Source organism: Winogradskyella sp., from assembly GCF_016744625.1.
GTDB lineage: Bacteria > Bacteroidota > Bacteroidia > Flavobacteriales > Flavobacteriaceae > Winogradskyella.
Map to the genome: position 1 here is coordinate 1 of NZ_JADGDZ010000141.1, position 5,256 is coordinate 5,256.

8 protein-coding genes and 2 tRNA genes are annotated in these 5,256 nt (G+C 30.3%); 7 read left to right on the forward strand and 3 right to left on the reverse strand.

All coding sequences use genetic code 11. From position 1 onward, the window contains the following. The first annotated feature begins 236 nt into the window (after positions 1-236). From QZZ53_RS16725 to QZZ53_RS16750, 6 genes are read left to right on the forward strand one after another with little or no spacing between them, the layout of a single operon-like run. On the forward strand, positions 237-629 hold the full coding sequence (locus QZZ53_RS16725; RefSeq protein WP_296386822.1) for a hypothetical protein: 393 nt from the start codon (positions 237-239) through the stop codon (positions 627-629). An 8-nt stretch (positions 630-637) separates the two neighbouring features. Further along, a complete protein-coding gene (locus QZZ53_RS16730) occupies positions 638-1,795 on the forward strand; it encodes a hypothetical protein (protein WP_296386824.1) in 1,158 nt (385 codons plus the stop codon). Positions 1,796-1,800: 5 nt separating this feature from the next. Continuing rightward, positions 1,801-2,166 (forward strand): hypothetical protein, encoded by a 366-nt coding sequence (locus tag QZZ53_RS16735; RefSeq protein ID WP_296386826.1) that lies wholly within the window; start codon positions 1,801-1,803, stop codon positions 2,164-2,166. Positions 2,167-2,176: 10 nt separating this feature from the next. Continuing rightward, complete coding sequence (locus QZZ53_RS16740) at positions 2,177-2,722, forward strand: YceI family protein (protein WP_296386828.1); 546 nt, start codon at positions 2,177-2,179, stop codon at positions 2,720-2,722. Next, positions 2,700-3,086, forward strand: coding sequence for a hypothetical protein (locus tag QZZ53_RS16745; RefSeq protein ID WP_296386831.1), 387 nt, complete (start codon positions 2,700-2,702; stop codon positions 3,084-3,086). Before QZZ53_RS16740 ends, QZZ53_RS16745 begins: the two co-directional genes overlap by 23 nt. Before the next feature lie 7 nt (positions 3,087-3,093). Continuing rightward, the gene (locus tag QZZ53_RS16750) at positions 3,094-3,945 is read left to right on the forward strand and encodes a DUF5777 family beta-barrel protein (protein WP_296386834.1); all 852 of its coding nucleotides are present in this window, start codon (positions 3,094-3,096) and stop codon (positions 3,943-3,945) included. A 54-nt stretch (positions 3,946-3,999) separates the two neighbouring features. On the opposite strand, the gene QZZ53_RS16755 is transcribed toward QZZ53_RS16750, so the two are convergent. The 3 genes from QZZ53_RS16755 to QZZ53_RS16765 all read right to left on the reverse strand — a co-directional run bounded on the left by QZZ53_RS16755 (position 4,000) and on the right by QZZ53_RS16765 (position 4,843). Beyond that, positions 4,000-4,560, reverse strand: coding sequence for a Crp/Fnr family transcriptional regulator (locus tag QZZ53_RS16755; RefSeq protein WP_296386836.1), 561 nt, complete (start codon positions 4,558-4,560; stop codon positions 4,000-4,002). Positions 4,561-4,630: 70 nt separating this feature from the next. Beyond that, a tRNA-Leu gene (locus QZZ53_RS16760) sits at positions 4,631-4,714 on the reverse strand. Positions 4,715-4,770: 56 nt separating this feature from the next. Then, a tRNA-Lys gene (locus QZZ53_RS16765) sits at positions 4,771-4,843 on the reverse strand. 129 nt (positions 4,844-4,972) lie between these two features. Between QZZ53_RS16765 and QZZ53_RS16770 the strand changes: the two genes are divergently transcribed. Further along, positions 4,973-5,256 (forward strand): shikimate kinase (locus tag QZZ53_RS16770; RefSeq protein WP_296386838.1); only part of this gene is annotated, 284 nt, incomplete at its 3' end.

Here is a 5,256-nt window from a genome sequence, read left to right on the forward strand (position 1 = left end):
TAACACCATAACCACCCATCACAACTAGGTTGTCGTTATTCTGACCATAAAGCGCATAAAATTTAGCAACTAAAGGTTTTGTTTTAAGTTTTAAGTATTGCAAATCTATTATCTGGTTTGAAATATTGATTTGACTTAAATCAAAAAATAAAAAATTCACTCTTAATTATGATTTTGACATAGGTCAAAAAAAAAAATCTTGAATCGCATTTAGATTTGTCCCATAAATTATTCAAATGAAAAAAGCTTTTTTATTAATGTTCTTAATGCTTGCTTTTTCTTGTGTTAAAAAGAACAATCCAATTATAGGTACTTGGGAAGTAGATAGCAAGTTTTATAAAGCTACTTGCAATATTATTGAAGAAGATAATAGTATTAAAGGACAAGTACTCTATTATAATGATGATACAACGGTTTATAAATATGAAGAAGGAAAACCTAAAAATTATTTTTTTAATAACCTTAAAGAAAAAAAAGGCGTCTTTGTTGATGCTGTTTCAGGAGCCACAAAAAAGAATGAGTCTAAAGAGATGGTAACTCTTAATTTATTAAGTAAAGACACGTTAGAAGTGACCACATTTATAATGCATCAACCCTTAAAAGAACTATGGATAAGAATTCAAAATTAAATAGAAACATGATTAAAAAAACAACATATTTTTTAAGCGCATTGGTAGTGTTTTTTATGCTGCAAAATTGCAATACAGACGATATTAGAAATATAGCTGGACCTACAGGAGGAACAAATCCTAACCCTCCTTTATCAACAGAAGTAAATCCTATTGATATTAATGTAGATGGTTTTGATTTTTTAGATAAAATGCAAGGGCATTGGGTTGGTAGAAACAGAGTTATCGCAGATGATTACGATTTTTTTGCATTTGATTATCGAGCAAATTCGCCATCACAGATTCATGGCATTTTTGAAGGTGGTTCTATGGGGAATTTATTTACTTCATTTTTTGTAACAGATTTTAAAGGGAAACGAACTATTATGGCGAGAAATGGTGGAGTGTTAAGTGGTATCTATAGAACGAGTTATTTTGTTATGGATAAAATCGAGGATAACAACAATGGAAAATATTTTCGATTTGTAGATTCTAGAGGTGGTGCTAACACCATGTTTATGGAATTAAGATTTAAACAAGATAGTCTCTATTTTAATGCTTATACAAGTCGATTAGGAGTGCAAGCTCCTGCGTCAAGACATATGACTTTTAAAGGCAAGAAAAGTAATTTGGATTTAGCACAAACAGCAGCACAAGAAGTTGGATTTCCGCAAAATACACCAGCATGGGATTTCTCTGAAGGGTTTGTAGAAGAAAATTTATATGTTAATCCAGGCGATGCAGAAGCTCAATCGGCAACATTTTTAGCTCAATCAGCTCAAAATGATGTGTTTGATTTAGCTTATGAATCTGGCGATCCTTGGAGAATAGATCAACATCCATATTTAGCGCTTTTACAGATAGATATAGAAATTAATCCAGAAATAGAGGGTAAGTCACTTACGGTGTTTCTGTCAAAGGCTCCTTTAACAGATGAGTATGGTTATTTTGTCTCAGATGAATCGGCATTCAATTCAATATTACTGTTTTCAGAATTAACAGCTGGTGAATCTCAATTCTTAATCACCTATTTACATCCAGGCCAATATAATGTGAATATTACGGCAGATATTAATGAAGACGGCTATATCTCGGAAGGCGATATTACGCACGCCAACCAAACCATCACCATTACTCCAGAAGGCCAGCACCAATTAACGATTAATAACATAACTGTAGAAAATTGAGACTTATGAAATACAAAATTAGTAATAGCATACTTGCAGTAACTACACTTTTATTAATGCAAAATTGTACAACAGCAATTATCGATCAAGGTGATGTTTCTTTGTTGCCACCCTTAATGAGAACAGTTTCTTATCAATCTGATGTAGATGGAATTATGTATAATAATTGCATTACATGCCATGGAGGAAATTCTCCAAGTGATGGTTTAGATTTATCGAATTACCAAAACACAAAAACGGCAGCTGAACAAAGAAATTTAATTCAAAGAATGAATAATCTATCAAATCCAATGCCATCACAAGGCGTGTTATCTCTAGAGATACGTCAGATTATGGATAAATGGATAACTGATGGTCTTTTAGAACAATAAAGTATAAATTATGAAAAACATAATATTAGTATCTATTTTAATTTTGTCATTAAGTGCTTCTGCACAAAAATATTTTACTAAAACAGGTTTAACCGAATTTAAAGCTTCCGTAGAAGCTTTTGAGTCTGTTGAAGCTAAAAATGAAAGCACCACAGCAATACTAAATACTAAAACAGGTGATATAGCAGCTTTACTTTTTGTTAAGGCTTTTCATTTTGAAATTGCTTTAATGGAAGAGCATTTTAATGAAAATTATATGGATTCTGATAAATTTCCTAAAGCCACATTTATAGGTAAGATAGAAAGTTATTCAATGGATAAACTTTCTGATATGGAAAAAGAATTTACCCTAAATGGAACATTAACAGTAAGAGGAAAAGCTAAGCTTATTAAAGCTGCAATTCTGGTGAAAAAAGTGAATAATAAAATTGTTTTGACTTCAGAATTTAATGTGTCTCCACAAGATTTTGATATAGATATTCCAAATATTGTTAGAAAAAAAATAGCAAAATCTATTAATTTAAAATTGTGTTATGAGCTTGTCGAAAAAAAGTAACATCGCATTATTAGTTATTGGATTAATTGTTATTGGAGGTCTCTCAGCATATAAATATGCTTATAAACCTCATAAATCGATTGAAGAGTTAGAAGTTAAATTTTCAGGATCATCAAAAGTTTTTTTAGAAAAGGTAAAAACTGATGTTACTAAATGGCAAGGTGTTGTTATAGAGTTAACAGGAACAATTACTTCTATAGATGAAAAAGGAATTACAATAGATAATAGTATTTATTGCCAATTAGATACAAAAACTGCAATAGTAAGCATTCAAGAAAAACAAACGATTACTATTAAAGCAAGGATGATAGGATACGATGACCTATTAGAAGAAATAAAACTAGACAAAACTATTATTAAATAACAAATTGATGAAAAATTATTTACTAGCCATTTCTATTATATTTTTTAGTTTTGACTCTTTAATTGCTCAAGACGACTTATTAAACGAATTAGAAGAGGACACTAAAGAAGAATCTTATGAGCAACCTGCTTTTAAAGCAATGAAAATTGGAAATTTGCAATCCACAAAAGTAGCTTCAAAAGGTGATATGTATATGTATGTATCGCATAGGTTTGGTACATTAAAAGATGGCCTAACTACTTTTTTTGGTTTTGATAATGCAAATACTAAAATTCAATTGGTTTATGGTATATATAATGGAATACAAATTGGATTAGCAAGAGAGTCTATTCGAAAAACTTACTCAACGCATATTAAAGCAAAAATAAAAGGACAGACTAAAGAGTTTCCTGTGAATATAACAGGTTATGCTACAGCTAATATTAGAACAGATTTGCGTAAAGAACAATATCCTTTTTTAAAATTTGGTGATAGGATGAGTTATGCAACTCAGTTATTAATTTCTAGACGTTTTAGCAATAAATTTTCTTTTGAGCTAGCACCAACATTCGTAAGACAGAATTTAGTGTTAGAGCCTTTTCAAAAACATAATCAAATTGCATTAGGTGCTGGTGGTCGTATGAAAATAAGTAAACGCATGTCAATTAATATAGATTATGTTTATAATTTTAGCAGACATGAAGACTCTGTTTATAATGATCCATTAACCTTTGGTTTAGACATAGAAACTGGAGGTCATGTTTTCCAGTTATTGTTCTCAAATGCTCAATCAACTAATGAACCAGGATTTATTAGTAATGCAGAAGGAAAATGGTTTGAAGATGTGTTTTTTGGATTTAATATCGTTAGAGTATTTTAAAGGCAGTTTAAATCATTTTATATAAAGAAAGCTTGCATTATTATAGCAAGCTTTCTATTTTCCTCTAATTCTACTTAATGTTTCTTGGGAGATGCCTAACATTGAAGCTATGTGTCCTAGATTAGCACGTTGTGTTATTGATGGAAATGCAGTAGTTAATAAAGTATACTTTTCTTTAGCTGATAAAAAATAATAACCTTTAAAAAAGTCATCAATTAAAGCCATTTGCTCTTCTAAAATAAGTCTTCCAAAACGTTCTAGCTTTGGATGTTTTAAATAGAGCTCTTGCCATTGATTATATGATATTGAAATTAAAATAGAATCTTCTGTAGTTTCAATATATTCAGATGATGGTTTTCTAAGAATATAACTATGCCAAGATGTAATCATTGAATTTTCTGGATAAATCCAATAGGTGATATCTTTTCCGTTTTGATAATGATAGGTTCTAACAGTTCCTTTTAAAATATAATAAAGGCGTTCACATGTTTTCCCTTCTTTAAGTAAGTTGTACCCTTTTGGAACTTCTTCTGTCAAAATTAAGTTAGTAATTTCGTTTTCAGCATCCTGAGAAAGGTTGATATATTTTTTTATAAAATTGATAAACTCATTCATATAATTAAAAAAATAAAAACTGAACTATATAATAGCTTTTCTTTCAATAAAACTATTAAGATAATTAAAGTGCGCACGAGAAGACTCGAACTTCCACGGACTAATGTCCACCAACCCCTCAAGCTGGCGCGTCTACCAATTCCGCCACGTGCGCATTAAAGATAAGTAAATATAAAAAAAAAGTTAAGCTTTTTACAGCTTAACTTTTTGTGACCAGTCAGGGGCTCGAACCCTGGACCCTCTCCTTAAAAGGGAGATGCTCTACCAACTGAGCTAACTGGTCATGATGTTTTTCTCTAACGAGGGTGCAAATATAAAATGTTTAATTAATAAAACAATACTTTTTTTATTTAAATTTTCGTTTTTTTGTTGTCGTTATGTGTAGATATTTAATAATCAATTTGTAAGCGTTATGATTGTTGTTTTAATGGGATATATGGGATCGGGAAAATCTACTATAGGTAGGGAATTAGCTACAGTGCTAAATTACAGTTTCTTAGATTTAGATGATTATATTGTTGATAAAGAAAAAGCCTCTGTTTCTAATATATTTAAAACTAAAGGCGAAATATATTTTAGAAAAAAAGAAACTGAATATTTAAAAGAACTTACTGATTCTTCTCAGCACTTAGTTCTTGCATTAGGTGGTGGAACTCCTTGTTATGGTAAAAACATAGATATATTAACGACTAATTC